This is a genomic window from Bacillus sp. ISL-57 (genome assembly GCF_018613135.1).
GTDB lineage: Bacteria > Bacillota > Bacilli > Bacillales > DSM-1321 > Peribacillus > Peribacillus frigoritolerans.
The window spans coordinates 446,591-470,192 of sequence record NZ_JAGGQV010000002.1 but is presented as its reverse complement, the minus strand read 5'-3'; the positions used below and the strand labels follow the sequence as shown (position 1 = coordinate 470,192).

Sequence of the window (23,602 nt, the reverse complement as noted above, 5' to 3'; positions counted from 1 at the left end):
ATTAAATTCTTATAGAATTAGGTAAAATACAACTAAGGGGAACTAGATTGACTGTTAGGAAATCAAGGAGGTTCTTAACAGTGAAAGGTAGTATCAAGAAAGACAAGAAAACAGGTAAGTATTTTTATGTAATCGATATGGGGATTGCCCCATTAACAGGGAAACGAACACAAAAAAAGAAGAGGGGTTTCAATACTAAGAAGGAAGCGGAGCATGCTCTTAGTGAATTTCTAAATGATGTAAGACTGGGTAACTATGTTGAAACAGATAAAATGACACTAGGTGATTTCATTCAAGACTGGTTAAAGGAAATGAAACTGAATGTAGCGGTTAGTACCTATCAAAACTATATTAGCTTTAATAAGTGTCATATCAATCCTAGACTAGGTCCATTTAAAATACAAAAGATTGAGCCTTTGATTGTTCAAAGATTTATTTATGATTTGGTCGAAGAAACCGTTTTAAGTCCCAATACGATCAAGAAAATAATGGATATGCTAAAGGTTGTTTTTAGAAAGGCTGTTAGTTTAAAGCTAGTAAATGAAAATCCAGTTTTAAATGTGACGTTGCCTAAGAGAAATAATCTTGAAATGACCGCTTGGGATACTGGACAGGTGGAATACTTCATACAGCACTCAAAGAAGCATCGGTTTTATACGGTTTTTTTAATTGCTCTATTAACTGGTATGAGAAAAGGTGAAATAACGGGATTGCGTTGGAAGGATATTGATTTTGAACAAAAAATCATTTATATCAGACAAATCTATGATATAAATGCAAAGCAGTTTAAAGTAGGTGCTAAAACAAGTGCTGGTGTCCGTTCGATTCATATTCCTGACGTGTTGATAGAACAACTAAAAAAGGAGAGAATCGTTGTTGTCGGACATAAGTTGAAGCAGGGTCAAAACTTCAATGATTATGATTTAGTTGTTTGTACACGCTACGGTAATCCGCTCGATTCGGCTACTCTTTCCAAACGACTTAAAGCCCAAGCGTTAAAGCTAGGGTTACCTACAATCCGCTTTCATGATTTAAGACATACACATGTAACGATGCTAATTAAACAAAATGTGAATGTAAAGGTCATTTCGGAGAGGGTGGGTCATACATCCATTCAAATTACGCTAGACAAGTATAGCCACGTGCTTCCAAGTATGCAGAAACACGTAGCTGATGAACTTGATAATTTGTTTAAAGTTAAAGAAATGTGACCAATTTTGTGACCACTCAAGGTTTTAGACGCTTAAAACCCCTCTATATCAACGCTTTAATTAAAACGCCCAATCCCCATTACGGAAGACAGGTTCGGAGGTGCCGTCCTGTTTGATGCCGTCGATGTTCATTTTCTCCGATCCAATCATGAAATCGACATGTGTTAGGCTTTCATTCAGTCCATTTTCTGCAAGCTCTTCTGGGCTCATGTTTTTGCCGCCTTCAATACAGAAAGCGTAGGAGCTGCCGATAGCAAGATGGTTTGATGCATTTTCATCGAATAATGTGTTGAAGAATAAAACATTCGATTGGGAAATCGGTGAGTTGAATGGAACAAGCGCGACTTCACCAAGGTAGTGTGAACCTTCATCCGTTTCAACCAATTGCTTTAGGATTTCTTCCCCTTCTTCTGCTTTTACTTCAATGATCCGTCCTTCCTTAAAGGTCACGGAAAAATTATTGATGATGTTTCCTCCGTAACTAAGTGGTTTCGTACTGGAAACCGTACCGTTAACCCCTGTTTTCAATGGAACTGTAAACACTTCTTCGGTTGGCATATTAGCCATGAATTCATGACCCTGTACGTTCACGCTTCCTGCCCCGACCCATAGATGTTTTTCGGGTAATTCGATTGTCAAGTCGGTTCCAGGAGCCGTATAATGCAACTTTTGGTAATGCTTATCATTTAGATAATCAACCTTTTCATGCAGGGTATCATCGTGTCTTTTCCAGGCTTCCACAGGATCTTTCACATCAACACGAACTGCTTTGAAAATGGCTTCCCATAGCAGGTCAACCCGTTTTCCTTCTGCTTCTTCAGGGAATACTTTATCAGCCCAAGCCTTTGAAGGGACAGCAACTATGGACCAGCTCACTTTATCGGATTGCATATACTGACGCCACTTCTTCAGTGCTTCCCCGGATGCTTTTTGGTAGTTGGCAATCCTTTCAGGCTTCACACCTTTTAATAAGTCAGGGCTGGAGGAGATAACGGATAGATAAGCAGCTCCGTTTTCTGCGAGTTCGATCGTTTCTTCTGCGCGCCACTTTGGATATTCGTGGAACACCTCATCCGGAGCCAATTCATATTTGGTACGTGAAACGATATCGTCATTCCAATTAACGATGACATTGCGCGCACCGTTCTCATATGCCTTTTTTACAATGAGACGCACAAGGTCAGCACCCTCTAATGTTGTGTTTACGACCAAGGTTTGATCTTGTTGGATGTTTACGCCGACTTTTACGGCAAGTTCTGCATATTTTTCTAAATTCGTTTGAAAATCACTCATCATTTAAAACTCCTCTTTTCCATTTTCTACATTTTTAATTGTAATTTTTGTTCTATAAAAAAGAAACTTTTTACATTGTTTGTGAAAACTACTCGTATACGAAGGAGATCATTATACCGGCAGGGAGATGATGCTCCAGCAGCTATTGTGTCTATCTTGCATTTTACCAAAACATGAGAAAGAAAGACTATTGAAAAGGTTTGAATAGTTGAATAATTTGGTACATTGAATCAATGGACTGAAAGAAAGAGGGTCTCTTTGAGACCCTCTTCCTTAATAGTCAGTAAATCATTTACCCAAATTAATCCAGACGCTTTTCACTTCAGAATAGTTGTCAAGTGCATAAGATCCCATTTCACGTCCGATTCCGGATTGTTTGTAGCCGCCAAACGGAGAAGCTGCGTCGAACGCGTTATAACAGTTCACCCATACGGTACCGGCACGGAGTTTTCCTGCAACATAATGGGCATTGGCTATATCGCTTGTCCATAAGCCGGCAGCCAAACCATATTCACTGGCATTTGCACGGTTAATGACATCATCTAAATCCTCGAATGGCATTGCCGCTATGACCGGTCCGAAAATCTCTTCTTTAGCAATTGTCATATCCTCTTCAACACCAGCGAATATAGTAGGAGAAACAAAGTAGCCCTGTTCACCCGGTTTATTTCCGCCGACAAGAACTTCCGCACCCTCGTTTTTCCCTTTTTCAATATAGCCCATTACCCGATTTTGCTGTTCCTCGGAAACAAGCGGCCCAATTTGGGTACTTGGATCCAGGCCTATCCCTTGTTTGATGTTTTTTGCATGGCTGGCCATATCGGCAACAACATTATCATAATGTTTCTTTTGGATATAAACCCTTGAACCGGCACAGCATACCTGGCCTTGGTTAAACATGACCCCATTCAAAGCTCCAGGGATGGCTTTTGAGAAATCCGCATCAGGCAGGATGATGTTTGGCGATTTCCCTCCAAGTTCCAATGTGACGCGTTTCAATGAATATGAAGCGGAACGCATGATCAATTTTCCAACTTCAGTCGAGCCGGTAAATGCAATTTTATTTACTTGCGGATGGTCGACAAGCGCTTGTCCAGCCGTTTCACCAAAACCGGGAACTATATTGACGACCCCGTCAGGGAAACCGGCTTCAGCCAATAATTCAGCCAGGTAAAGAGCGGAAAGCGGTGTTTGCTCAGCGGGCTTTAATATGACCGTACAACCTGTAGCAAGTGCCGCTCCCAGTTTCCACATCGCCATAAGCAGCGGAAAGTTCCATGGGATGATTTGGCCGACAACACCAACAGCCTCGTGTTTTGTGTAGTTAAAGTAATTTCCGCTTACCGGGATGGTCTGTCCAACAATCTTGGTGGACCAGCCAGCAAAATATCTCATATGTTCAATTGCTAAAGGAATGTCGGCATTTGTAGTTTCACTGATTGGTTTCCCATTATCCAACGTTTCCAATTGAGCAAGTTCAGTTTTATTTTCTTCCATTAAATCGGCTAGTTTATACATCAGTCTACTGCGTGCAGCTGCGCTCATTCTTGACCAAGGACCTTCATCGAATGCTTTGCGTGCAGCTTTGACGGCTAAGTCGATATCTTCTTTATCAGCTTCATAAACATCGGCAAGTTTTTGTCCTGTAGCAGGATTAGGAGTGGAGAAGGTTTTTTTTGAAGCACTTTCTACAAACTGACCATTAATATAGAGCTTTTTTGGTCCTGTTAAAAATTTTTGCAGCTTTCCACTTACTTCTAACGTTAGATTTGTCATTAATTACCCTCCTGAATAAAATGTTTATCTTGGGCAAAACATGATGACTTATTGTTAACGCTATGATTGCCAATTTTTATGATAAATGAAAAAAAGGGAATATTCAATCTATAACATTCGACAGAATATCCAAGATTTCTTCATCTATTAAAAAAATGTAGTAATATTTTGTCATGACATGTGTAATTACTATAGCAAAAATGAAAGTAAATAGTTAAAATGAAAAAGGATAAAATAACAAGAAGGTCTAAAGTTCTTCAGGAGGAATATATGGGAAATAATGCGAAAATGATATCGCAGCGTAAGTTACTTGGTGTTGCGGGTCTTGGATGGATGTTCGATGCACTTGATGTCGGTATGCTTTCTTTCATCATTGTTGTATTAAAGCAGGATTGGAACTTAACCAGTGAGCAGGTTGGGTGGATTGGGAGCATAAACTCCATAGGAATGGCTGTTGGCGCCGTATTTTTTGGTGCGATGGCCGACAGGGTCGGACGAAAGAATGTCTTTATCATTACACTATTATTGTTTTCGATTGCAAGTGGCCTGTCTGCAGCAGTCAGTACACTCAGCCTGTTCTTGATATTGCGTTTTTTGATTGGAATGGGACTTGGGGGAGAACTCCCGGTTGCCTCGACATTGGTCTCTGAAAGTGTTGAAGCGAGTAAAAGGGGAAGGGTCGTCGTCCTTCTTGAAAGCTTTTGGGCGGTTGGCTGGATTTTGGCAGCACTCATATCCTATTTCATCATACCGGCTTATGGTTGGCGGGTTGCATTATTATTGAGCGCAGTTCCAGCTTTATATGCGCTGTATCTACGCTTGAAACTGCCGGATTCACCAAAGTATACGGAACTTGAAAAAAAGCAAAGACCATCTGTATTAAGCAATATGAAAAGTGTCTGGAAAAAGGAATACTCCCGTCAGACCCTTGTATTGTGGATTTTATGGTTTTGCGTGGTCTTTTCCTATTATGGGATGTTTTTATGGCTGCCAAGCGTGATGGTCCTAAAAGGCTTCAGCATGATTCAAAGCTTTGAATATGTTTTGATCATGACGCTTGCACAGCTTCCGGGCTATTTTTCAGCTGCATGGCTGATAGAGAAGATGGGACGTAAATTCGTTTTGATCACATACTTAATTGGGACGGCCGTCAGTGCCTTTTTCTTTGGCTCGGCAGAAGGGCTGGCACTGCTGATAGTTTCCGGAATGTTCCTCTCTTTCTTCAACCTAGGGGCATGGGGTGCACTTTATGCGTATACACCTGAACAGTATCCAACATCAGTTCGCGGTACAGGGGCTGGGTTAGCTGCAGGGATCGGGAGGGTTGGCGGTGTTCTTGGACCTTTGCTTGTAGGGTATTTAGTTGCCGCAGATACCCCGATTTCATCGATTTTCACCATTTTTACAATTGCTATTTTAGTGGGGGCAGTTGCCGTGGCTTTTGGGAAGGAAACAAAGAATACCGTTTTGACATAAACAAAGGATGGGGACTGCATGCAGTCCCCATCCTTTTGTTATTTAAAGTCTTTTATGATTTTTAAAAGGGATTCGGAGGCAGTCTTCGGATTATCTGCATTCATGATGGCCGATACGACTGCGGTACCTGATAGTCCGCTATCAGAAAGAGCGGAAATGTTATCGGCAGTGATACCCCCGATGGCTACTGCGGGAATGGATACGCTGCGGCAAATTTCCCCCAGATTCTCAAGTGCCATTAGGGTTGCATCTTGTTTGGTCTTGGTGGGGAAAACGGAACCGACTCCGATATAATCCGCTCCATTTCGTTCGGCTTCGAGAGCTTCTTCAAGAGTGGAGACAGATACACCGACAATCATATCTTCAGGAACCATTTTTTTGACGACAGGCAATGGAAGGTCATCTTGCCCAATATGAATTCCGTCCGCTCCAACCGCAAGTGCTATATCCACCCGGTCATTGATGATAAGGGGAATGGAAAGCTCATTCAATAACTGTTTTAATGCAGATGATTTTTCATAAAAGGAAAGGGAGGAATTGTTTTTCTCTCTAAGTTGTACGATCGAGACTCCTCCTGAAACCGATTCTGCAATGATTTTGGTCAATTCTTCTATTGCTATGGACTCTTCCGTAACTAAATACAGGCTTAAATCAATTTGGGACTTCTTCATTTATTTTCACCTCATGCATCCAAATTTCCTTATCCATTCTTGATATGGCATCGATTAAGCGCACACGGAAAGTACCTGTTCCTTCATCCTTTTGAAGTGTTGCGGCTGCTAGTTCCCCTGAAATGCTCATTGTTGAGATACCGGCAATTGCTGCAGAATAGAAATCATCGGTGACTCCGGAAAAAGTTCCGATAAGTGCAGTGGACATGCAACCGGTACCTGTAACATTAGTTAAAAGGAGGTTCCCGTTATCGATGATGGCCGTATGTTTTCCATCGCTGACCGCATCCTTAGCTCCGCTGACCACGATGATGCAATTCAGTTCATTTGCCGCTCGTGCAGCCAGCTCTGCATTGCTAATCGCAAGTTCCCCCGAATCCACCCCGCGTGTAACGGTATCCCCACCCATCAATGACAGGATTTCACTCGCATTTCCGCGAATGATTTGGAAAGTAACCTTACTTAGGAGCTCTTTGACTTGCTCTGTACGATAGGAGGTGGCACCAACTCCCACCGGGTCCAAAATGACCGGGATGTCCAGGGCATTTGCCGTTTTACCAGCAATCTCCATTGCCTCCAAGGCTTTATCATCGATCGTACCGAAATTCAGGACCAATGCATCTGCTAATTTGACCATATCCGCCACTTCTTTTGAGCTCGATGTCATTACTGGTGAACCTCCGATGGCAAGGGTGGCATTTGCACAGTCATTGACCGTAACAAAGTTGGTGATTTGGTGAACGAGTGGTTTCCTTTCTCTTACCTTCATAAATAAATCGGCTGAAGAAACCTTCATAACAAATCACTCCGTTCTATTTTTGAATATGAATGAAAATGATGGACAGGTCCATGACCTTTACCGATTGAAAAGCTATTGCGTATCGCTTCGGAAATATAGGTCTTGGCATGTTCGATCGACACTTGCAATGGCAGTCCATTTGCCAGGTTAGATGTAATGGCGGATGATAGGGTGCAGCCCGTACCATGAGTGTTTTTTGTATGAATGCGCTCTCCCTTGATCCAGTGGAAGTCAGTCCCATCATAAAAAAGATCATTTGGATTTCCTGCTGCATGGCCGCCTTTAAGTAAAACGGCTTTAGGACCCATTTCTTGTATCGAAATGCATGCCCTGTAGAAATCTTGTTTCGTCCGAATCGGGAAGCCAGTAAGTACTTCCGCTTCTGGTACATTGGGTGTTACAAGAGTTGCAAGCGGAAGCAATTCCATTTTTAAGGCAGAGACGGCCTTTTCGTCGAGCAAATGGTGGCCGCTTTTGGAAATCATGACAGGGTCAAGGATAACGATGGCAGGCATGAAGGTTTTAAGGGACGCAGCGACCGTTTCCACGATTTCTTTTGATCCAAGCATGCCTATTTTTACTGCATCGACAGGAATATCTTCAAAAATAGCTGCAATTTGATCCGATATGATAGCAGTTTCAATGGGCTGTACAGAACGGACTTCCATTGTATTTTGGGCGGTTACGGCTGTGATGGCAGACATTCCAAATACACCATGTGCAGAAAATGTTTTTAAATCCGCTTGTATTCCAGCACCGCCCCCTGAATCAGAGCCTGCGATCGTTAATGCTGTTTTCATAAAAAAACCCCTTCATATAATTATTTTTTAACAGTATTTTAAGTAATACGAAAGCTAAAATCGCCCCTGCGAATGAACTGAACATAAAAGCCGGTAAAAAACCAAAAAGAGCAGCTTTTTCTCCCAATAGGAGGGTGGCAAGTGGATAGCAGGCAAGGGAACCGAGAATGCCGGTCCCGATCACTTCCCCTAAGCAGGCGAATTTTAAGCTTTGTGTTTTTCGGTAAAGGATGGCGGCCAAAAGTGCACCAATCATGCTGCCAGGAAAGGCGAAAATTGAACCGGTACCAGACATGTTTCTAATGATGGAAACTAAAAAAGCTTGTGTCACAGCATATGCAGGCCCCAACAGCACCGCCGTCAGGACATTTGCCAGATGTTGAATAGGAAAGATTTTTGCAAATCCTGCAGGGATGAAAATAAATGAACTGGTGAGCGTCGTTAAAGCCGTGATCATGGCAGTCAATGTCAGTTTCTTGATAGGGTTCATCCTCATGTCAACCACCTACAGAGGCCAATCCTGCTCATTTTGAACCATGTCCCAGAATAAATATTCATATCGGGAAGTAACCAAAAAGTGCTTTTCTAATCTAAGAAGTTCCTTTTCAGGCATGCCTTCCGTCAATTCTTCCAACAAAGCGATCAGCCACTTGTGTGCTTCCCCGAATTCAGGAGATGAATAGGACCTTATCCAATCTGCGTAGCGATTGTTTTCCAATGCTGCTCCATTTTGTTCTTTTAACAGCAAACCGATTTCATAATAATCCCAGGCACAGGGCAGGAGACAGGCGATCAAGTCTGCCAATGTACCATGCTGAGCTGCATTTAGCATGTAACCTGTATAGGCTAGAGTGGTTGGAGTAGGTTCCGTATTTTCCAATTCCTTGGAGCTGATCCCGAATTCGGAAGCATAATGCCGATGAATATCCATTTCCACTTGAAGGGTTTCATTTAAAATGCTCGCAAACTTTGCCATGGTTTCGATGTTATGGGCTTTGATGACACCTAAAGCAAAGAGCTTGGAATAATCCATGAGATAGATATAGTCCTACTTCAGGTAATAGGCGAATTTCTTTTCAGGAAGTGTACCGTTTCCAATTGCCTGGACAAAGGGATGTGAATGGTTCCTTTTCCAAATGTCTTTTGCCCGTGCATGCAGTCTATCACTGAATGTTTCTAATTTTGTATTCTCCATTGTTCATCCTCCTATAGAATGGCTCCCTTTGTTAAATAAAAAAACCCGTTCCTGAATACGGAACGGGGTAGATGGATATAGTCTGTAAATGGACGATATCATCCACTTCCCTCCGCCGGTATGAGCCGGTTCAGGTTCAAAGGGTCCGGAACTAATTCCATCTCAGTCTTAAAAAAGACTCCCCTAGTGGTGTGAATTGTATGTAATTACTGACATCATATCAGAAAGACAAGAAAATGCAACCCGTATTTGAAAGAGGAATCACTTTATGTCCAGGAAAAAAGGGAGAACCAGGTAATTGACTTTTGAAGATTATTAGGATAGAATCATTTCTACATCATTATATATCGAATTCTTATCCAGAGAGGTGGAGGGACTTGGCCCTAAGAAACCTCGGCAGCGGACCCGTTTTGGGAACTGTGCTAAATCCAACAAGCATATGCTTGGAAGATAAGAAGAGCCGTACGGACACTGTCAGCCTCTTCTTAAATTGGAAGGGGCTTTTATTTTTGGGAAATAACGTTTAGTGACATACTATAAAAGGTATATATAATTTGGTGAAATCAAACAAGTTGATGAAGTTTAGCTAACTAGAAGCAGGCTCGATGACTAGGAAAGGAGCCATTTACATGGCAGAATTATTTAAGAGGATTGAACAGAGGAAGGCAAAACTCATTGAAGAGCTTTTGGCCAATGGAGTATACAAAACCTCTGATGAAAGGCACCTTTATGATGCCCCATTAAAAGTACTTGAAGATGAATATAAGATTGTTATAAATAGACCAAATAACGAGTCACCTTCTGAATGGATGACATAGTAAATGAAATACAATATTTGGGTTTTTGGATAAGGGATATGATGTAAGCATTCGCAGTCTACACTAGTGGATGCTTTTTTTTGCGTTTATTAGAAAATGACACAAAATATACATAATTAAATAACAAAATAGGTGTTTTGTCACATTTATTCTATAAAATAACACATTTAATTGCTGGAAAATAGTTGATTTTAACTAGTGATTTCATTATGATGAAAGTGTAAAAATATTGAATAAATGGGAGGTTACTATAATGACTTGCCGTAAGGTTACTATAGAAAAAGTAGAAGAAAAGAGACAGGAAATGATAAAGTTGGGGGCGATTTACGGCTTAACAAATCTGCTGACTGTTCAAGCCAGTCAAGAATTGGATACGCTTTTAAATGCGTTAGCAAGTAAAAGAGATTCTGATTTTTCCCTTCAAAAAGCATATAGGTATTTTTAAATTAGCCAATTCGACCTGTATAAATTTGAAAAAGCTACTGCTCAAGGCAATAGCTCTAAAGAATTATACATTAAATATCGACACGTTTACCAAGAATGATCAAATCCCGCTCAATACCATCAAGTTCGGCAACTTGAGGTAAATGTGCCCATTCTTCAAACCCAAATTTGGAAAAAAGCTTAAGGCTTGGTGTATTATGGGCAAAAATGAAACCCAATAAAGTCTTAACACCCAATTTTGGACTCAATTCAATTGCCTTTCGAATCGAAATTTGTCCGATTCCTTTTCCCCGGAAATAATCATCAATGTAAATGCTGATTTCGGCAGTGGAATTATATGCCGGTCGGCCATAGAAGGATTGAAAGCTCATCCATCCAGCGGTTTTCCCTTCTATAGTAATGATGTATAGCGGTCTACCTTCTGAATGATGTTCCTCAAACCATTTAACCCTCGATTGGACGGATACAGGTTCCGTATCTGCCGTGACCATCCTTGAAGCAATTGTCGAATTATATATTTCAACAATTCTGGGTAGATCAGATAGTTCTGCCTCTCTAAACTCTATGTGTTCTTCCATGATTTAACTCCTAACTATCATTTATTCAATCTCCAGAATGAAGGGTAATCCCGTTTTTGGTTTCAGGACGTTGAATGACACCCAATCCATTGAAAGTTTTATATTATCATACACTCTTTACTCTTTATCTGACAATTCTTTTTTAAGTTAGTACTGCAGATTTTGTGGGTATGAAAAAGATTAAATACTTCTATTAAAAAGACAAGAGGAGAACCAAATGAAAAAATTGGCAGGTATATTGATTATCATACTGGTTATATGTTTTGCTGCATATGAATTTCATGCCTCGGAGTCGGAAGATGTGCAAAGGGTCATGGCTTTTGGAGATTCGTTAACCTATGGAAAAGGGGATAAGGATGGGGAAGGATATATAGAAGGCCTTGAGGATGAATTGAATAATCCGGAATCGGAACAAAAAGTGAGTTTTTGGAATTACGGTATAAAAGGCCAGGAAACGGATGGGGTGATGAAACAGCTTGATGATTACCGCATTAAAACGAAACTGGATGAAGCCGATACTTTCATTGTTTTTATTGGAACGAATGACTTGATCAATAGTAACGGCGGGGACTTGGAGAAAATAAGTGACCGAAAAATCAACGAGGGTAAACGGGAGTATATCAACCATCTGAAGAAGATTACATCAACACTGATAGAGGCAAACGATAAAGCGGATATCCTGGTAGTGGGACTATATAACCCAATCAAAGACAATCATAAACTTGAAAAGCATATTCGAGATTATAACGAGTCAATAAAGGAAATAGCGGATAAAGATAAAAGGATGTTATTCATTCCTACGAATGATCTTTTTGAAGATAAAAAGAAAACAGTGTATTTCAGTGATAAATTACATCCGAATGAAAAAGGGTATCAGCTCATTGCGAATCGGGTTTTGGAAAGATATGATTTCAAATGAAAGCAAACATGCACAGAAAGGACTTTCTGTGCATGTTTGCCTGCTAAGTTGCTAGGTATTTGATATCGCTTAGTTGAGGGAACTGTAAGTCATGGATCTGCTTGTATCTGCCGTTGTTTTGCAATAACTGGTCATGTGTTCCTTTTTCAAGAACCTGCCCATTTCCAGAACAATGATTTGATCGGCGTCATGAATGGTCGATAAACGATGTGCAATGACTATTGAAGTCCGTTTTTTCATTAAACGTGACAAGGCTTGCTGGATCAAATGTTCAGATTCTGTATCCAAGGCCGCCGTTGCTTCATCGAGAATGATGATTTGCGGATTTTTCAAAAGTGCCCTGGCAATGGCAATGCGCTGTTTTTGTCCGCCTGAAAGCTTGACTCCGCGCTCTCCGATCTGAGAATCATAACCATCAGGAAAGGCACTGATAAAGTCATGTGCATTTGCCGCTTTGGCGGATTCGATGATTTCATCATCTGTAGCATTAAGTTTGCCATACACGATGTTATCACGGATGGAACCATTGAATAGAATGATATCCTGAGAAACAATTCCCATTTGTCCCCGAAAATGAAATCCTGATGCGTTTCCCGAATAACCTTGTGATATAGAACATGAAAGGGAATGTAATAAGAAGGACAATGGTAAGCTTCCAGTTAATGAAAAGCATATATACCGATACGGCAATGAAGGTCACCGTATCAGTCAAGACTTGAAGCATGCTCGAAGAGATGAGCTGCTGCAGTAAATTGACATCATTGGTCAACCGAGACATTAAGTCACCAGTCCGGTTTTTATCAAAGAATTTCATATCCAGTGTTTGAATATGTTCATACATGCTATTACGTATATCCATGATGGCCTTTTGACCGACCTTGGAAACGATATAGCTGTTAAAGTAGTTCAGTTTAGCCAATAAGATTGCAGCACAAAGAATGCCTGCACCAATCCAGATGAACGAGCCATATCTTTTTTCGGGAATGATTTTATCAATCGTAAACTGTGTCAATTGGGGGATGGAGAACTCAAGCAATGAAATGAAAAGCATGATACATAAAACCAAAGAGCAAAACTTCCATTTCGATGGGTCCCGATTGAACATTTGTTTAAGCATCAACCATATGCTTCCTTTTGAGGGTATTGCATGTATAGTACTGCGGCTTTGTGGCTGAATGGAATATGTCCTCCACTCATGGCAATCACTCCTAATTTACTGTCCTAGATGATTTGTGCCTTTATGACTATCATAGAGCTTTTTAAAAAATAGATAACTTTTAATCGGTTCGTATTGGCAAAAAGTATTATTATTTTACACTTTCCTATAGGACATGGAATAATTAAGGGAGATTAGCGAGGCTGATAAGAGGAGATGCTAAAATGAATGAAAATGAAAAAATCAGGGAAGAACTTTTAAATGCTGTCAACGGACTATCGGATGAACAGCTGAACGCCCAACCTGAAACAGGAAGATGGAGCATCATCCAGGTTTTGGATCATTTATATTTAATGGAGAGGGCCATAACAAAGAGCATTTCCGATAAATTGAAAAGCGATGAAAGCATTCCTGCTGTGGATAAACCGATAGAACTTACGTTAAATCGTGTAGTGAAGGTCGAGGCCCCGCCATTTGTCACTCCGTCAGAATCATACCAATCCTTGAGTGAAGTTAAGGAGAAGTTGTCCGAATCCCGAAAAGCTTTTATACAGGTCGTTGACCATGCGAAGGAAATTGATCTCGAACAAAAGTCTTTTCCACATCCTTTGTTCAAAGATTTAAGCCTGAAGCAATGGATTCCGTTCGTGGGACTGCATGAAAAACGGCATTTATTGCAAATTGAAGAATTAAAAGCAAAGTTATAATAGAAGAAAAACTCATCCCTCTTTGGTTGAGTTTTTCATTTTCAGACAGATATTCGTAAAGGAAGGATTTTTTAAGTGAAAGCCACTTGGGTAAGGACATGTTTGGTATTGGGCTTTTTCGGATTGCTGCTGTGGCTCTTGTTCAAGTATATGCTTCCGCCTGATCTAGACGAAATCGAACTGACTGAAGAGCTGAATCCGATCGTCGCCGAAAAAAAAGATGAGCTCATCAAACAGTCTAAGGACAAAGGCATCCCGGTAATCATTACGGCCGGATACCGGTCTATAGCCGAGCAAAATGAACTCTATGAAAAGGGCCGATCAGACCCGGGCAACATCGTAACGAATGCAAGAGGTGGCGAGTCGCTGCATAATTTCGGTTTGGCGATAGATTTTGCCCTCCTTAACAAACAAGGCGAGGCCATTTGGGATATGAGTTATGACGGCAACGATAATGGAAAGTCGGATTGGATGGAAGTCGTAACAATCGCTAAAGGGTTAGGTTTCGATTGGGCAGGGTTCAAGGATTATCCCCATTTACAAATGACATTTGGCTTAAGCCTGCGTGAGCTGCAGCAAGGCAAGCAGCCAAAAGGGCAGTGAAAGTGGTTGGCTTCATTATAAGCCGCATAATTTTGATTAATAGCAGGAAAATAAGCATGTGAATTGCTTTACAGGTAAGAATTCGATAAAGTGAACTAGTGAGAAATCAGACATAAAGGAGTGCAATCACCATGGAAGAAACAAAAAATTGCCGGGACTCTTTGGTCATAAAAACAAGCCTTGTCCTCCCGCCGGATACAAATAATATTGGTACGATGTTCGGAGGCAAATTAATGGCATACATTGATGATGTAGCGGCTATATCAGCCATGCGTCATGCGCGAAGCAACGTCGTTACGGCATCAACTGATTCCGTCGATTTCCTGCACCCTATTCACGAAGGAAATGCAGTTTGCCTTGAAAGCTTCGTGACTTATACGGGCAGAACATCAATGGAAATCATCGTAAAAGTGATTGCAGAAGATTTAGTTACAGGAGCCCGAAATTTATGCGTCATTTCCTTCCTGACATTTGTTGCCATTAATGAAGAAGGTAAACCAATTCCTGTTCCCCGTTTGGTTCCGGAAACGGAGATGGAAATGAATTTAAATGAATCAGCAAAACAACGGGCCCAAATAAGGAAAAAAAGAAGGGAAGATACACAGTTCATTGCAAGTACTTTCGGTGTGAAACTGCCATGGACCGATCAATCAAATCCAGGATTATATAAATAAGATAGACATCCCTTCAGCCGTTCTTATTGATGATCGAGACCATATGGAAAAAATTACGTGAAAAGACGCTTGGATAATTCCAAGCGTCTTTTTTATGGTACCTTTCAGATCTTTTAGTCATCGCTAGCTAAAATACCAAAGAAGCGCAAGATGTTAATGAATAGGTTAATGAAATCAAGATATAGGTTCAAAGCCATGAGCGGTACTTCTTCGGCTGTTACCCCGTAATGCTTCATTCGATTGAAATCATATAAAATATAACCGCTGAAAACTAAAATCCCTATAAATGAAAAGACCAGCATTGCTGTAGAACTTAATGGAAAGAAAATGTTGAAAATGCTAATGACGACTAAAGCTAGCAAGGCCGCAAATAACATTCCCCCCAAGAATGAAAGGTCCCTTTTGGTGGTTGTGGCATAAACCGCCAGTCCTCCAAATACGACTGTCGTCGTAACACCTGCCAGGATCACCACATTTACCCCTGCTGCGGCTAGGTAGTGGGCAATGATCGGATAGGTCGTAATTCCGGAAATCAACGTGAAAATATACAAAAATGTGTAACCTATGGCTTTTTTCCTTCGCAATATGAATGCTCCAATCAACATGGCGATCTCAAGTATCGCCAAGGGAAGAAACAAGGATGGCGGAACAAGAGTGCCGAGAGCCATACCTAAAACGGAAACGGCAAGAGATAAAGCGAACGTCCGCATGACGGACGGCATATATGTTTGTACAGTTTGTGAATACATTCAATCACCCCATCATTTATTTTCTACCGTTTTCTACGAATCTGTTTTAAAAAGGTTTCATTGCATACAATGAAAATTTGGTGTTTTTTTAAAAGTATTGAAATATATATGAAGTAATTACCTTTTCTATGATATTCTTGCAAATATACCAATTCTTCTGAAATATTAAAATACTTTAAACGGGACCATTCCGCGGTAAGTAAAACGATAAGGTCAATAAATAGAAATAAACTTCAAAAAAGATATTTCGAAATAATAAATCCGAAATGATTGATTCTATATATTTAATCGGACTTCAAAACTTTACTGTATAACAGTTATAAAGGAAACGTTTTTATGTTGCAGAAAATTATTCCTAAAGTTATAAAATATGAAAAAAATGTGATTATTTTCTAAAAAAACTATTGTGTAATTGTAAAAAAATGATTAAAATTTTAACTAATTATCAGAAGATTAATTATTTTCCCGATAAAATAGTTTAGGGGGAGCAAGGATGAAGAAAGCTATTTTGCAATTAGAGAACCTAACTACCTCATTTCGAATCGGAAACAAATATCATGCAGCTGTGGATGATGTTTCGTTTACGGTAAATGAAAATGAAATTGTAGCAGTTGTAGGAGAATCAGGTTGTGGAAAGAGTGCATTGGCCTTATCCATCATGCAATTACATAATAAGCAGAGAACGAAATCCGAAGGAAACATCAATTATAAAGGCCAAAATCTATTAAAGTTGAATGATGTGCAAATGAATAAAGTCCGTGGTAAGGAATTGGGTATGATATTCCAGGAACCTTTAACAGCTTTGAACCCGCTCATGACCATCGGAAAACAGATCGAGGAGAATCTTGATTATCATACTGGACTCTCCAGTGCTGAAAAAAAGAACAGGACGATCGAACTTTTGACACAAGTGGGAATTCCATACCCTGAACGGACGTACAAGCAATATCCGCATGAGCTCTCGGGCGGAATGCGGCAAAGGGCAATGATCTCGATTGCCATTGCTTGCAACCCTGCCCTGGTCATCGCCGATGAACCCACGACGGCACTCGATGTTACGATCCAAGCGCAAATACTCGATCTGCTGAAGGATATCCAAAGCAGGACAAAAATGGGGATCATCTTAATTACACATGATCTGAGCGTAGTAGCAGAGGTCGCTGACAGGATCGTTGTCATGTATGCAGGTCAGGTAGTGGAAACGGGAAGTGTTAAAGAGATATTCAACAATCCGCTGCATCCATATACAAGGTCGTTATTGAATTCGATTCCTTCGGCCGCAAACGAGAAAAACCGTTTGCATGTTATCGAGGGAATCGTTCCATCGATAGCCAAAATGGATCGGATCGGATGCCGCTTCCAAGATAGGATTCCATGGATACCAAAACATGCGCATGAAGAGACACCCCGGCTTCACGAAGTGGGTAACGGTCATTTTGTCCGCTGTACCTGCTATAAAGCATTCTATTTTCAAGCTGAAGGAGATGCATCGGCCCATGACATTACTCAAAGTAGATAATCTGAAAGTGCATTTCCCAATAAGGGGCGGTTTTTTTCGAAGGGTGGTCGATCACGTAAAGGCAGTGGACGGTGTTTCCTTTGAGCTGCAGCAAGGGGAAACATATGGTTTGGTCGGGGAATCCGGAAGCGGCAAGTCCACGACAGGCAAGGCAGTGGTCAAACTGAATGAGGTGACATCCGGGCAAATCCTGTTTGAAGGCAGGGATTTAGCATCTTTAAGTAGAAGAGAAATTAAACCATTCAGAAAAGATATCCAAATGATTTTCCAAGACCCGTATTCATCATTGAATCCCAAGAAGAGGGTACTTGACATAATTGCCGAACCGCTGAGGAACTTCGAACGGTTATCCCCTTCAGAGGAAAAGAAAATCGTACAGGACTTCTTGGACAAAGTCGGACTGAGTCCTGAATCGATTCACAAGTATCCTCATGAATTTTCAGGTGGTCAGCGCCAGCGAATCGGGATTGCCCGATCATTGACATTGAAACCTAAACTGATCATTGCGGATGAACCGGTGTCAGCATTGGATGTTTCCGTTCAGGCACAAGTATTGAATTTTCTTCAGGATCTCCAACAGGAGTTCAATTTGACTTATTTATTTGTCGGGCATGATTTAGGCGTAATCAGGCATATGTGTGACCGGATGGGTGTTATGTATCGGGGTAGATTGGTAGAGGAAGGCAAAAGCGAGGAAATCTATGAAAATCCCCAACATATATACACGAAGCGCCTGATTGCCGCCATTCCGGATTTAGAGCCGGAAGTCCGCGAAGATAAAGTGCAGCTTAGAAAAAAACTCACCTCGGAATATGAGTCTACCTACTCAAAATATTTCGATGAGAATGGACGTGCTTACGATTTGAAGCCAATCTCATCGACACATAGAGTCGCATTACAATAAGGAGGTGGAAGGAATATGTGGAAATTTATTCTAAGACGATTATTAGTAATGATCCCGCAGCTCTTTTTATTGAGCATCATCGTTTTCATGATGGCAAAAGCAATGCCGGGAGATGCACTGTCCGGCCAGGAAATCAACCCTAGGGCCAATCCAGCCGAGCTTGATAGGATCAGGGAAGAACTGGGTTTGAATGATCCTTGGTACCAACAATATCTAAGGTGGGCATCCAATGCAGTACAGGGGGATTTCGGTGTTTCCTATACACATAAGACGCCCGTTATGGATGTGATCGAAGACAGGCTTTGGAACACAGTGTTCCTGGCGTTGGTCACGTTGATCTTTACATATATGCTTGCGATACCATTAGGCATACTTAGCGGAAGGTATAACGATACCTGGGTGGATAAAACCGTTACGGGTTATAGTTATGTAGGGTTTGGCACGCCAATTTTCATTTTTGCTTTAATCATGTTATTCGTTTTCGGATTTGCCCTTGATTGGTTCCCGTCTGGCGGCAGTGTCGATTCAAAAGTGGATGAAGGAACATTCGCCTACGTTGTAAGCAAGATCAATCATTTGATTTTACCAGCTTTAAGTACAGCTTTAATTGCAACAACAAGTACGATCCAATATTTGCGAAATGAAATCATCGATAATAAAATCAAGGATTTCGTAAGGACAGCCCGTTCGAAGGGTGTGCCTGAATCAAAAGTGTATTCACAGCATATCCTGAGAAATTCCTTTTTACCGATAGCAGCATTCTTAGGTTATGAAATTACTGGATTGATCGGCGGCGCGGTCATAATCGAGACCATTTTCAGTTATCCGGGACTGGGGCAGCTTTTCCTTAGTTCAGTAAGTCTGCGGGATTTCAGTGTTGTCACTGCCATCGTCATGATGACGGGATTTGCCACTCTGCTTGGCACCCTTCTTTCGGACATCATACTTAGTGCGGTCGATCCGCGTATACGGATAGAATAGGAGCGGGGTGAGTCGTATGGAAATGAAAGTGGAAACCGGTAAGAACATACAAGTCAACGATGTGAGCCCTTCAGGAATCAAGATCATCTGGCAGGAAATCAAAAAGGATAAACTTGCCATGGGCTCATTGATTATATTAGCAGCCATATTGCTTTTTGTTTACGGTGCGTCGTTCTTCATGGACGCCAAGGAAATAGCTAAGGTCGATTTTCTCTCCATTTATATGGAACCATCTTCAGACTATTGGCTAGGAACCGATTATGGCGGCCGGGATGTATTCGGACAACTGATAATAGGTACCAGAAATTCATTCACGATCAGTTTATTCATTACATTATTCACGGCTATCATCGGTTTATCATTAGGGCTTCTGGCGGGCTACTTCGGCGGGGCAACCGATAATGTGATCATGCGTATTATCGATTTCGTGATTGCCCTGCCGCAAATGATGTTCATCATCGTTGTAGTCGTGATTGTGCCAATCTTCAATGTATATGTTTTCATTTTAATCATGACGATGTTTTTATGGACAGGCAAGGCACGGCTGATTCGTTCAAAGGCTTTGTCTGAGCGTGAGCTGGATTATATCCATGCTTCACAGACACTTGGGACGCCGCATTGGAAAATCATCCTGTTTCAGCTTCTGCCCAATGTCAGTTCATTGATCATCGTTAACTTCATTTTGAACCTTGCAGGCAATATTGGCTTAGAATCCAGTTTGACTTTCTTAGGATTCGGCCTTCCGGAGAGCACACCGAGTCTCGGTACGCTCATCAGTTATGCTCGAAATCCAGATGTTCTGGAAAACAAGTGGTGGATATGGGTACCCGCATCACTCATGATTTTAGTGTTGATGCTGAGTATAAATTTCGTTGGTCAAGCGTTAAAACGCGCAGCCGATGCAAGACAAAGAAGAGGATAAATAAAGGGGAGTGTATGATATGAAAATCAAAAGCTACAGTAAGGTATTAAGTGCATTGGCCATTTCGTCTCTACTGCTTGCTGCATGTTCGAATGATACGGAGAAGTCGTCAACGAAAGAGAAAAAAGGGAAAGATGTCGAACAGGTCGATACCTCTAAATTCCCGACAAAGACGACAAATCAAGGAGAGCCGATTGAAGGCGGCCATTTGACATATGGATTGGTATCCGATACCCCGTTTGAAGGGATATTAAACAAAGTTTTCTATCAAGGCGAACCCGATCACCAAATCATCACTTTCCTGGATGATGAAGATTTATTGGATACAGACGAAAACTATGTATTCACGAATGAAGGCGCCGCTTCCTATGAGATATCGGACGATCATAAAACGGTCACGCTGACGATCAAGGATAATGTAAATTGGCATGATGGAAAGCCTGTGACAGGCACTGATTTAGAATATGCGTACCTTGTCATAGGAAGCAAAGATTACAAAGGTGTCCGCTATGATGAACAAATGGCTTTGATCGAGGGTATGGAAGAGTATCATGAAGGGAAAGCGGATAAGATTTCAGGCATTAAAGTCGATGGCAAGAAAATCACTTTCACGTTCAAAAAAGCGAATCCGTCCGTCACGACCGGATTATGGACATACCCGCTTCATAAAGAATACTTAAAAGATGTTCCGATTGCAGATTTGGAATCATCGGATAAAATCCGTAAAAATCCGATTGGGTTTGGACCATTCAAAGTGAAGAAAATCGTTCAAGGGGAAGCGGTCGAATTTGAAGCGAATAAAGATTATTACCGCGGTGCACCTAAATTGGACAGTGTCACATTAAAAGTCGTGAATCCGTCTATTGTCGTCAAGTCACTTGAAAATGGTGACCTCGATGTAGCCGAGGTCCTGCCTGAGCAATATGAGCAGGCCAAGGAATTGGACAATGTCGAATTATTGGGGAAAGTTGAATTGGCTTATTCCTATATTGGTTTCAACTTCGGCTACTATGATAAGGAAAAAGAAGAGAATGTTATGGATGAGAATCCGAAGTTCGGTGACAAACGCCTTCGTCAGGCGATGGCATATGCCATCAATAATGAAGAAGTTGGCGAAAAAATGTACAAGGGCCTTCGCTTCCCTGCCAACTCTGTCATTACACCGAACTTTAAATATAACAATAAAGATGTAAAACCATATGAATATAATCCTGAAAAAGCTAAAAAACTTTTGGATGAAGCAGGATTTGTTGACACGAATAATGATGGCATTCGTGAGGATGCTGATGGAAAAGAGTTCAAGATCAACTTTGCTTCCATGAGCGGTTCCGATGTTTCTGAGCCACTGGCAAGATATTATATCCAGCAATGGGAACAAGTAGGGTTGGACGTCGAATTGCAGGATGGAAGGCTGCATGAGTTCAATTCATTCTACGACCTGCTGAAAAAGGATAATGATAAAGTTGATGTTTATTCAGCAGCATGGGGAGTCGCTTCCGATCCGGATCCATCTGGTCTATGGGCTAGATCTGCGGAATTTAACTATACCCGCTGGGTGAATGAAAAAAATGATGAGCTTCTTGCTAAAGGGATTTCAGAGGAAGCCTTCGATGATCAATATCGAATCGATACGTATAATGAGTGGCAAGAATTGATTCATGAAGAGGTTCCGGTCATTCCGACATTATTCCGTTATCAATTGGCTGGAGTGAATGAACGCGTCACAGGTTACGATTATCTCGCAGGCCGTCAATATCAATGGCATAATGTTGGGGTAACGAAATAATTTAAGATGACTATCGGCTGCCTTTATGGCGGTCGATTTTTTTTTTGTTTCAATGGAGTGGCTAAAGGTTATATAGATAATAGTAAGTAATTGGAAGGGTGATATTGATGGAAGTGAGAAATCCTAATGAAACAAAGAGAGAGTTAGAAATATTGTTTACTGAATCGGTTGGCCGTTTACTGAAACCTCTCGAAGAGGAAATCATTGCAGACATTATAGCCTATCCAGACGAAAAGAGAATTGCCTTCTTGGAATATATGAAGGAAATGTCCAACAAACAAAGACAATTGAAGTGAAGTTGAACTTTCATCATGAAGGAGGTTTTTTTATGAGGAACGAAGATATGGACAGATACAAGGTATGGCGCGATAAGTGGAAAAGAAGAGTGAATATGGAGAACTTGGCGTTATATGGAATTGCAACATTAGCTATGGCCATCTTGCCTGTCATGGCTTTTATGAGTTAAATCTATTAAAGGGCCGCCTTTTGGCGGTCTTTTAATATGTTAAAAGTTGCCATGAAAAGATATAATGAACAAAGAGGAAAGGAGAGATATGCATGAGCGTGATCGAAGAAAAAGAAATCATATCTTACATAAAAGAATTGGTGTCCATACCCAGCCCCTCCGGCTATACTGAACAAGCCATTAAATACGCGGCTGATTTCATGGAGCAGAGGAAGGTTTCATATAACATCACGAATAAAGGGGCATTGCTTGCTACATTAAAAGGCGAAGATGATAACAAACAACGCTTGCTGACTGCCCATGTCGATACACTGGGAGCCATGGTAAAGGAAATCAAAGCGAATGGCCGCCTCAAATTGACGATGATCGGAGGTTTCCGCTGGAACTCGGTGGAAGGGGAGTATTGTAAAATTCATACAGCTGACGGAAGAATCATCACTGGGACCATTTTAATCAATCAGACCTCTGTCCACGTATATAAAAATGCCGGGGATGCCAAGCGTGATGATGAAACGATTGAGGTCCGGATAGATGCTATCGTGAAAACTAAAGCGGAAACCGAGGCCATTGGCATTTCTGTTGGAGATTTTGTCTCCTTTGAACCGAGAGTGGAAGTGACGGATACAGGCTTTTTGAAATCAAGGCATTTGGATGATAAAGCTAGCGTTGGCATCCTTCTTCATATCATTGACCTCATTTCCGCAGGAAAGATAAAACTGGCATATACGACCCATTTCCTGATTTCCAACAATGAAGAAATCGGCTATGGCGGAAATTCCAATATCCCTGAGAAAACAGTCGAGTATCTAGCTGTCGATATGGGCGCGATCGGTGATGGACAAACGACGGATGAATTCAGCGTTTCCATTTGCGCAAAAGACTCCTCGGGTCCTTATCATTATAAACTGCGCCAGCATCTGGTCTCGCTTGCCCAAGCAAATGCTGTCGACTACCGAGTAGATATTTATCCATATTATGGATCGGACGCTTCCGCTGCGATCCGGGCAGGATATGATGTCGTACATGGCCTGATCGGACCGGGAATCGATGCTTCACATGCCTTCGAGCGGACACATGTCTCTTCATTAAAGCATACAGCCAATCTGATTTTGCATTATATCCAATCAGAGTCAGTATAATCGTGAGAAAAGCCCG

At 41.3% G+C, this 23,602-nt stretch carries 26 protein-coding genes, 1 pseudogene and 2 riboswitches; of the genes and pseudogenes, 16 read left to right on the top strand and 11 right to left on the bottom strand.

Translation table 11 applies throughout. The features are described from left to right. The first annotated feature begins 80 nt into the window (after nt 1-80). Complete coding sequence (locus tag J7I90_RS05530; protein ID WP_214768920.1) at nt 81-1,211, top strand: site-specific integrase; 1,131 nt, start codon at nt 81-83, stop codon at nt 1,209-1,211. A 60-nt stretch (nt 1,212-1,271) separates the two neighbouring features. Here the strand turns inward: J7I90_RS05530 and J7I90_RS05525 are convergent, their stop codons facing one another. Both J7I90_RS05525 and J7I90_RS05520 read right to left on the bottom strand, forming a co-directional pair. Continuing rightward, the gene (locus J7I90_RS05525) at nt 1,272-2,504 is read right to left on the bottom strand and encodes an aminopeptidase (RefSeq protein ID WP_214768918.1); all 1,233 of its coding nucleotides are present in this window, start codon (nt 2,502-2,504) and stop codon (nt 1,272-1,274) included. 288 nt (nt 2,505-2,792) lie between these two features. Continuing rightward, on the bottom strand, nt 2,793-4,280 hold the full coding sequence (locus J7I90_RS05520; RefSeq protein ID WP_034314306.1) for an aldehyde dehydrogenase family protein: 1,488 nt from the start codon (nt 4,278-4,280) through the stop codon (nt 2,793-2,795). A gap of 270 nt (nt 4,281-4,550) precedes the next feature. Here J7I90_RS05520 and J7I90_RS05515 point away from each other — a divergent pair, with 270 nt between their 5' ends. Then, nucleotides 4,551-5,756: an MFS transporter gene (locus J7I90_RS05515; RefSeq protein ID WP_214768916.1), complete on the top strand. Its 1,206-nt coding sequence runs from the start codon at nt 4,551-4,553 to the stop codon at nt 5,754-5,756. A 38-nt stretch (nt 5,757-5,794) separates the two neighbouring features. On the opposite strand, the gene thiE is transcribed toward J7I90_RS05515, so the two are convergent. From thiE to tenA, 5 genes and pseudogenes are all read right to left on the bottom strand, one after another. Then, nucleotides 5,795-6,427 carry a thiamine phosphate synthase gene (gene thiE / locus J7I90_RS05510; RefSeq protein WP_214768914.1) on the bottom strand — a complete coding sequence of 211 codons (633 nt, stop codon included), beginning with the start codon at nt 6,425-6,427 and terminating at the stop codon, nt 5,795-5,797. Then, nucleotides 6,408-7,223: a hydroxyethylthiazole kinase gene (thiM, locus tag J7I90_RS05505; protein WP_214768899.1), complete on the bottom strand. Its 816-nt coding sequence runs from the start codon at nt 7,221-7,223 to the stop codon at nt 6,408-6,410. The genes thiE and thiM overlap by 20 nt, the downstream gene beginning before the upstream one ends. Beyond that, nucleotides 7,220-8,026, bottom strand: a complete 807-nt coding sequence (thiD, locus tag J7I90_RS05500; protein WP_214768896.1) for a bifunctional hydroxymethylpyrimidine kinase/phosphomethylpyrimidine kinase — start codon at nt 8,024-8,026, stop codon at nt 7,220-7,222. Before thiD ends, thiM begins: the two co-directional genes overlap by 4 nt. After that, the gene (gene thiW, locus J7I90_RS05495; RefSeq protein WP_214770108.1) at nt 7,995-8,516 is read right to left on the bottom strand and encodes an energy coupling factor transporter S component ThiW; all 522 of its coding nucleotides are present in this window, start codon (nt 8,514-8,516) and stop codon (nt 7,995-7,997) included. The genes thiD and thiW overlap by 32 nt, the downstream gene beginning before the upstream one ends. Nucleotides 8,517-8,531: 15 nt before the next feature. Then, nucleotides 8,532-9,221: pseudogene (gene tenA, locus J7I90_RS05490) on the bottom strand (thiaminase II). Nucleotides 9,222-9,311: 90 nt separating this feature from the next. Next, a riboswitch (TPP riboswitch) is annotated at nt 9,312-9,416 on the bottom strand. Nucleotides 9,417-9,573: 157 nt separating this feature from the next. Continuing rightward, a riboswitch (SAM riboswitch) is annotated at nt 9,574-9,678 on the top strand. Between the two features lie 172 nt (nt 9,679-9,850). Here tenA and J7I90_RS05485 point away from each other — a divergent pair. Next, entirely contained in the window at nt 9,851-10,039 is a 189-nt protein-coding gene (locus tag J7I90_RS05485) for a Fur-regulated basic protein FbpA (RefSeq protein ID WP_034314291.1), read from the top strand. A gap of 253 nt (nt 10,040-10,292) precedes the next feature. Then, on the top strand, nt 10,293-10,484 hold the full coding sequence (locus J7I90_RS05480) for an aspartyl-phosphate phosphatase Spo0E family protein (RefSeq protein WP_214768887.1): 192 nt from the start codon (nt 10,293-10,295) through the stop codon (nt 10,482-10,484). A gap of 70 nt (nt 10,485-10,554) precedes the next feature. Here the strand turns inward: J7I90_RS05480 and J7I90_RS05475 are convergent, their stop codons facing one another. Further along, nucleotides 10,555-11,061, bottom strand: coding sequence for a GNAT family N-acetyltransferase (locus J7I90_RS05475; RefSeq protein WP_214768884.1), 507 nt, complete (start codon nt 11,059-11,061; stop codon nt 10,555-10,557). A gap of 217 nt (nt 11,062-11,278) precedes the next feature. On the opposite strand from J7I90_RS05475, the gene J7I90_RS05470 reads away from it, so the two are divergent. After that, the gene (locus J7I90_RS05470) at nt 11,279-11,980 is read left to right on the top strand and encodes a DUF459 domain-containing protein (protein WP_214768881.1); all 702 of its coding nucleotides are present in this window, start codon (nt 11,279-11,281) and stop codon (nt 11,978-11,980) included. Nucleotides 11,981-12,049: 69 nt separating this feature from the next. Here the strand turns inward: J7I90_RS05470 and J7I90_RS27225 are convergent, their stop codons facing one another. Continuing rightward, on the bottom strand, nt 12,050-12,541 hold the full coding sequence (locus tag J7I90_RS27225) for an ATP-binding cassette domain-containing protein (protein WP_251025107.1): 492 nt from the start codon (nt 12,539-12,541) through the stop codon (nt 12,050-12,052). Further along, nucleotides 12,492-13,097, bottom strand: a complete 606-nt coding sequence (locus J7I90_RS27220) for an ABC transporter ATP-binding protein (RefSeq protein ID WP_251025106.1) — start codon at nt 13,095-13,097, stop codon at nt 12,492-12,494. The genes J7I90_RS27225 and J7I90_RS27220 overlap by 50 nt, the downstream gene beginning before the upstream one ends. 263 nt (nt 13,098-13,360) lie before the next feature. Between J7I90_RS27220 and J7I90_RS05460 the strand changes: the two genes are divergently transcribed. From J7I90_RS05460 to J7I90_RS05450, 3 genes are all read left to right on the top strand, one after another. Then, the gene (locus tag J7I90_RS05460; protein WP_214768878.1) at nt 13,361-13,843 is read left to right on the top strand and encodes a DinB family protein; all 483 of its coding nucleotides are present in this window, start codon (nt 13,361-13,363) and stop codon (nt 13,841-13,843) included. 138 nt (nt 13,844-13,981) lie between these two features. Next, nucleotides 13,982-14,446: a M15 family metallopeptidase gene (locus J7I90_RS05455; RefSeq protein ID WP_396020410.1), complete on the top strand. Its 465-nt coding sequence runs from the start codon at nt 13,982-13,984 to the stop codon at nt 14,444-14,446. Between the two features lie 131 nt (nt 14,447-14,577). After that, complete coding sequence (locus J7I90_RS05450) at nt 14,578-15,120, top strand: acyl-CoA thioesterase (protein ID WP_034314279.1); 543 nt, start codon at nt 14,578-14,580, stop codon at nt 15,118-15,120. A 113-nt stretch (nt 15,121-15,233) separates the two neighbouring features. Here J7I90_RS05450 and J7I90_RS05445 read toward each other — a convergent pair whose 3' ends face one another. Further along, nucleotides 15,234-15,869, bottom strand: coding sequence for a Bax inhibitor-1/YccA family protein (locus J7I90_RS05445; RefSeq protein ID WP_214768875.1), 636 nt, complete (start codon nt 15,867-15,869; stop codon nt 15,234-15,236). A gap of 493 nt (nt 15,870-16,362) precedes the next feature. On the opposite strand from J7I90_RS05445, the gene J7I90_RS05440 reads away from it, so the two are divergent. The 8 genes from J7I90_RS05440 (at nt 16,363) to J7I90_RS05405 (ending at nt 23,586) form a co-directional block, all read left to right on the top strand. Further along, nucleotides 16,363-17,388, top strand: coding sequence for an ABC transporter ATP-binding protein (locus tag J7I90_RS05440; protein WP_214768873.1), 1,026 nt, complete (start codon nt 16,363-16,365; stop codon nt 17,386-17,388). Further along, the gene (locus J7I90_RS05435) at nt 17,366-18,292 is read left to right on the top strand and encodes an ABC transporter ATP-binding protein (RefSeq protein WP_133348540.1); all 927 of its coding nucleotides are present in this window, start codon (nt 17,366-17,368) and stop codon (nt 18,290-18,292) included. The genes J7I90_RS05440 and J7I90_RS05435 overlap by 23 nt, the downstream gene beginning before the upstream one ends. Before the next feature lie 15 nt (nt 18,293-18,307). Beyond that, nucleotides 18,308-19,273 carry an oligopeptide ABC transporter permease gene (gene opp4B / locus J7I90_RS05430; RefSeq protein ID WP_214768871.1) on the top strand — a complete coding sequence of 322 codons (966 nt, stop codon included), beginning with the start codon at nt 18,308-18,310 and terminating at the stop codon, nt 19,271-19,273. A 22-nt stretch (nt 19,274-19,295) separates the two neighbouring features. Beyond that, nucleotides 19,296-20,195 (top strand): ABC transporter permease, encoded by a 900-nt coding sequence (locus J7I90_RS05425; RefSeq protein WP_396020057.1) that lies wholly within the window; start codon nt 19,296-19,298, stop codon nt 20,193-20,195. A gap of 19 nt (nt 20,196-20,214) precedes the next feature. Next, the gene (gene opp4A / locus J7I90_RS05420) at nt 20,215-21,981 is read left to right on the top strand and encodes an oligopeptide ABC transporter substrate-binding protein (RefSeq protein WP_214768867.1); all 1,767 of its coding nucleotides are present in this window, start codon (nt 20,215-20,217) and stop codon (nt 21,979-21,981) included. A 107-nt stretch (nt 21,982-22,088) separates the two neighbouring features. Continuing rightward, nucleotides 22,089-22,277, top strand: coding sequence for a hypothetical protein (locus tag J7I90_RS05415; protein ID WP_214768865.1), 189 nt, complete (start codon nt 22,089-22,091; stop codon nt 22,275-22,277). Nucleotides 22,278-22,309: 32 nt separating this feature from the next. After that, a complete protein-coding gene (locus J7I90_RS05410; RefSeq protein ID WP_156319562.1) occupies nt 22,310-22,447 on the top strand; it encodes a hypothetical protein in 138 nt (45 codons plus the stop codon). Between the two features lie 92 nt (nt 22,448-22,539). Next, a complete protein-coding gene (locus tag J7I90_RS05405; RefSeq protein ID WP_214768863.1) occupies nt 22,540-23,586 on the top strand; it encodes a M42 family metallopeptidase in 1,047 nt (348 codons plus the stop codon). Nucleotides 23,587-23,602 lie beyond the last annotated feature (16 nt).

Excerpts from the sequence above, each read along its gene's own strand:
- J7I90_RS05525 (WP_214768918.1), bottom strand. The coding sequence starts at position 2,504 with ATGAGTGATTTTCAAACGAATTTAGAAAAATATGCAGAACTTGCCGTA.
- J7I90_RS05520 (WP_034314306.1), bottom strand. The coding sequence starts at position 4,280 with ATGACAAATCTAACGTTAGAAGTAAGTGGAAAGCTGCAAAAATTTTTA.
- J7I90_RS05515 (WP_214768916.1), top strand. The coding sequence starts at position 4,551 with ATGGGAAATAATGCGAAAATGATATCGCAGCGTAAGTTACTTGGTGTT.
- thiE (WP_214768914.1), bottom strand. The coding sequence starts at position 6,427 with ATGAAGAAGTCCCAAATTGATTTAAGCCTGTATTTAGTTACGGAAGAG.
- thiM (WP_214768899.1), bottom strand. The coding sequence starts at position 7,223 with ATGAAGGTTTCTTCAGCCGATTTATTTATGAAGGTAAGAGAAAGGAAA.
- thiD (WP_214768896.1), bottom strand. The coding sequence starts at position 8,026 with ATGAAAACAGCATTAACGATCGCAGGCTCTGATTCAGGGGGCGGTGCT.
- thiW (WP_214770108.1), bottom strand. The coding sequence starts at position 8,516 with ATGAACCCTATCAAGAAACTGACATTGACTGCCATGATCACGGCTTTA.
- J7I90_RS05485 (WP_034314291.1), top strand. The coding sequence starts at position 9,851 with ATGGCAGAATTATTTAAGAGGATTGAACAGAGGAAGGCAAAACTCATT.
- J7I90_RS05480 (WP_214768887.1), top strand. The coding sequence starts at position 10,293 with ATGACTTGCCGTAAGGTTACTATAGAAAAAGTAGAAGAAAAGAGACAG.
- J7I90_RS05475 (WP_214768884.1), bottom strand. The coding sequence starts at position 11,061 with ATGGAAGAACACATAGAGTTTAGAGAGGCAGAACTATCTGATCTACCC.
- J7I90_RS05470 (WP_214768881.1), top strand. The coding sequence starts at position 11,279 with ATGAAAAAATTGGCAGGTATATTGATTATCATACTGGTTATATGTTTT.
- J7I90_RS27225 (WP_251025107.1), bottom strand. The coding sequence starts at position 12,541 with ATGGGAATTGTTTCTCAGGATATCATTCTATTCAATGGTTCCATCCGT.
- J7I90_RS27220 (WP_251025106.1), bottom strand. The coding sequence starts at position 13,097 with ATGCTTAAACAAATGTTCAATCGGGACCCATCGAAATGGAAGTTTTGC.
- J7I90_RS05460 (WP_214768878.1), top strand. The coding sequence starts at position 13,361 with ATGAATGAAAATGAAAAAATCAGGGAAGAACTTTTAAATGCTGTCAAC.
- J7I90_RS05450 (WP_034314279.1), top strand. The coding sequence starts at position 14,578 with ATGGAAGAAACAAAAAATTGCCGGGACTCTTTGGTCATAAAAACAAGC.
- J7I90_RS05445 (WP_214768875.1), bottom strand. The coding sequence starts at position 15,869 with ATGTATTCACAAACTGTACAAACATATATGCCGTCCGTCATGCGGACG.
- J7I90_RS05440 (WP_214768873.1), top strand. The coding sequence starts at position 16,363 with ATGAAGAAAGCTATTTTGCAATTAGAGAACCTAACTACCTCATTTCGA.
- J7I90_RS05435 (WP_133348540.1), top strand. The coding sequence starts at position 17,366 with ATGACATTACTCAAAGTAGATAATCTGAAAGTGCATTTCCCAATAAGG.
- opp4B (WP_214768871.1), top strand. The coding sequence starts at position 18,308 with ATGTGGAAATTTATTCTAAGACGATTATTAGTAATGATCCCGCAGCTC.
- J7I90_RS05425 (WP_396020057.1), top strand. The coding sequence starts at position 19,296 with ATGAAAGTGGAAACCGGTAAGAACATACAAGTCAACGATGTGAGCCCT.
- opp4A (WP_214768867.1), top strand. The coding sequence starts at position 20,215 with ATGAAAATCAAAAGCTACAGTAAGGTATTAAGTGCATTGGCCATTTCG.
- J7I90_RS05415 (WP_214768865.1), top strand. The coding sequence starts at position 22,089 with ATGGAAGTGAGAAATCCTAATGAAACAAAGAGAGAGTTAGAAATATTG.
- J7I90_RS05410 (WP_156319562.1), top strand. The coding sequence starts at position 22,310 with ATGAGGAACGAAGATATGGACAGATACAAGGTATGGCGCGATAAGTGG.
- J7I90_RS05405 (WP_214768863.1), top strand. The coding sequence starts at position 22,540 with ATGAGCGTGATCGAAGAAAAAGAAATCATATCTTACATAAAAGAATTG.